This window comes from Sphingopyxis sp. KK2, assembly GCF_001990265.1.
Lineage (GTDB): Bacteria > Pseudomonadota > Alphaproteobacteria > Sphingomonadales > Sphingomonadaceae > Sphingopyxis.
Map to the genome: position 1 here is coordinate 1 of NZ_LYVN01000252.1, position 2,629 is coordinate 2,629.

The 2,629-nt window shown below is 66.0% G+C and carries 4 protein-coding genes and 1 pseudogene; 3 read left to right on the forward strand and 2 right to left on the reverse strand.

Going from position 1 to position 2,629, the window contains the following annotated elements; translation table 11 throughout:
• The 3 genes and pseudogenes from B1A78_RS21365 to ndk form a co-directional block, all read left to right on the forward strand.
• Positions 1–211, forward strand: a pseudogene (locus B1A78_RS21365) (DNA polymerase III subunit chi); the annotation flags it as partial.
• 73 nt (positions 212–284) lie between these two features.
• A complete protein-coding gene (locus tag B1A78_RS21370) occupies positions 285–815 on the forward strand; it encodes a hypothetical protein (RefSeq protein ID WP_077148857.1) in 531 nt (176 codons plus the stop codon).
• 101 nt (positions 816–916) lie between these two features.
• Entirely contained in the window at positions 917–1,339 is a 423-nt protein-coding gene (ndk, locus tag B1A78_RS21375; protein WP_077148855.1) for a nucleoside-diphosphate kinase, read from the forward strand.
• A 128-nt stretch (positions 1,340–1,467) separates the two neighbouring features.
• Here ndk and B1A78_RS21380 read toward each other — a convergent pair whose 3' ends face one another.
• Together B1A78_RS21380 and B1A78_RS21385 are read right to left on the reverse strand one after the other, a co-directional pair.
• A complete protein-coding gene (locus B1A78_RS21380; protein WP_077148856.1) occupies positions 1,468–2,103 on the reverse strand; it encodes a hypothetical protein in 636 nt (211 codons plus the stop codon).
• A 2-nt stretch (positions 2,104–2,105) separates the two neighbouring features.
• A partial coding sequence (locus tag B1A78_RS21385) for an MmcQ/YjbR family DNA-binding protein (protein ID WP_179102127.1) occupies positions 2,106–2,629 on the reverse strand: 524 nt, incomplete at its 5' end.

Genomic DNA, 2,629 nt, shown 5'->3' on the forward strand with positions numbered 1-2,629 from the left:
CGCGGCGCCCGCCAATCGCGCGACGCATCTTGCGCTCGCCGACGGCGAATGGCGCGACGACGCGCTGGGGTTCGAGCGCGTCTTCCTGCTCTTCGACAATAGCCGCATCGACGACGCCCGCGCGCTGTGGCGCAGCCTCGCCGCGCGCGAGGACGTCGACAACCGTTTCTGGAAACAGGACGAGGCCGGCCGCTGGTCCGAAGGTCCCTAGGCTGTGACCTCGGTCACCTCGGGGGAGCGTGCGACCCGCTAAGCAAATAGGCGAACCGCAACAGGAGCTTATGATGACCAATCGCCCGACCCTGATCCTCGCCGCGACCGCCGCCGCGCTGCTCGTTGCGGCCTGCGGCTCGAAATCGGAACAGGAGGTCGCGAGCGGCACCTACACCGATCCCGAAACCGGCGAGACTGCCGACTACAAGGTCACCAAGAGCGCAGACGGTGAAGACGGCAGCATCAGCATCAAGACCGAAGATGGCGAAATGAGCTTCGGCGGCGGCGCGTCCAGCGCCAAACTGCCCAAGGGCTTCACGCCCTATCCCGGCGCGACGATGACCGGCGGGATGGCGGCGACCGGCCCCGGCGGCGAACAGAGCGGAATGGCGAGCTTCGAGGTCAAGGGCCAGGCGGCCGATGTGATCGCGCATTATCGCAAGCAGGCCGAAGCTGCGGGGCTGAAAGTGGCGAGCGAGGTCAAGGCGGGCGACATGATGATGTTCAGCGCCGAACCTGCGGGCGGCGGCAAGTCCGGCGTCCATGTGACCGCGACGCAGGCCGGCGATACCGTCAACGGCACTGTCACCTTCGGCAACTGATCCCGGCGCGGGGCAGCGCTGCCTCCTTCCTGCCTTGCGGTGCGGCAAAAGCGCCGCTAGAGGCGCGCGCATCCAAAGCATAACAGGACGGAGCTTCCCCCATGGCGATCACTCGCACCTTTTCGATCATCAAGCCCGACGCCACGCGTCGCAACCTGACCGGCGCGGTCACCAAGATGCTGGAAGACGCCGGCCTGCGCGTCGTCGCGTCGAAGCGCATCCACATGAGCCGCGAACAGGCCGAGGGCTTTTATGCGGTCCACAAGGAACGCCCCTTCTTCGGCGAACTCGTCGACTTCATGATCAGCGGCCCTGTCGTCGTCCAGGTCCTCGAAGGCGAGAACGCGATGCAGGCGAACCGCGACATCATGGGCGCGACCAACCCCAAGGACGCCGCGCCGGGCACGATCCGCAAGGAACTCGCCGAAAGCATCGAGGCGAACACCGTCCATGGTTCGGACAGCGATGAAAATGCCGCGATCGAAATCGCCTATTTCTTCAAGCCCGAAGAAATCGTCGGCTGATTTGTAGGCGTCGCCCCCGCGAAGGCGGGGGCCGCAAGCCGCCTTGCGCTACGCCGATAGCGGCCCCCGCCTTCGCGGGGGCGACGAAATGAAAAAGGCCGCCGGAGCGATCCGGCGGCCTTTTTCGTTCAGTCCAATACGGCCCGCGCCCAATGGAAGCCGGGTAGTTCGACCGAGGCCGCGGGGCGGCTTAGTCTTGCCGCATCGCGCAGCACCTGCACCGACGCCGGCCGGCATTTCTCGTCGAAGCCGGGAAAACGAATGAGCTTGGCCGGGGCGTCCTCGTCCTCGGTAGCGCTGTCCTCATAGGTGCCGCACATCACGATCCAGAAGCCGATCGTGCGTAACTTCTCCGTCGCCGCTGGTTGGTTGTCGAACGCGATGAACGAATAGGGGGTCGGATCGACCGTGCCGTCCTCGGCGGGCGACTTGTCCGATTCGAGCTGGACGATCGCGATATCGCCGTTCGACACGATCACGGCGTCGCGCGGCACCGCCTTGGTGACGATCCCGCTGTTACCCTCGCGCGCGAACCATTGTCCGTCGCGGTGTACCGCCCATGCCGCGCAGTCGGGCCATTGCGAGACGGGCCGCGCGGTATCGACGGCGCAATCCTTCTCGTCATCGAGTTCGGGCATCAGCCACACGCCATCCTCGAATTGCGGCGCGCCAGCGGTGTCGGCCTGCTCGAGCATCGGTTTGTCGGAAACGGCCATGCCGCAGCCGGAAAGAATGAGGATCCACAGGCCCGCGAAAAACCGCATCGTCAAAACTCCTCGGCAACCCCCATCAGTCCTGCCAGCTTCTTCGGCGCCACCGCGAGCCAGCTCTTGCGCAGCCATTCGCCGATCGCGTCCCAGTCGGTATCGCCGAGGTCGAGGCGGATGCCGACCCAGCCGTCGCCGAAATAGGCGGGGCGATAATAGCGTTCCTCGTCCATCTCGATCAACGCCGCCTGTTCGTCGGCGCCGCTGATCTTCACCAGCAGCGCGATCTTGCCGTCGCCATGATGATCCTCGGTGAAATAGGCGAATTTCTTGCCCTTCACGATCCCGAAACAGGGCATGCCGTGCGAGGTCACCTCGTCGGCCTCGGGCAGCGCCATCGCGAGGTCGCGCACCCGGCCGCGCAGCCATTCGGGCGAGCGTTCGCGCGACACGAAGGCGGCGAGGGTGGCGGGATAGAGCTGGTGCTCGGCAAAGCGCACGCGCTCGGCCAGCGTTTCGGCGGTATCGCCTGCGATGATCGCGACCGGAGTCTGCGCCAGCACCGGGCCGTCGTCGACGCCGG

What these genes read in the sequence shown, in the direction of transcription:
- B1A78_RS21370 (WP_077148857.1), top strand. Translation starts at nt 285, where the DNA reads ATGACCAATCGCCCGACCCTGATCCTCGCCGCGACCGCCGCCGCGCTG.
- ndk (WP_077148855.1), top strand. Translation starts at nt 917, where the DNA reads ATGGCGATCACTCGCACCTTTTCGATCATCAAGCCCGACGCCACGCGT.
- B1A78_RS21380 (WP_077148856.1), bottom strand. Translation starts at nt 2,103, where the DNA reads ATGCGGTTTTTCGCGGGCCTGTGGATCCTCATTCTTTCCGGCTGCGGC.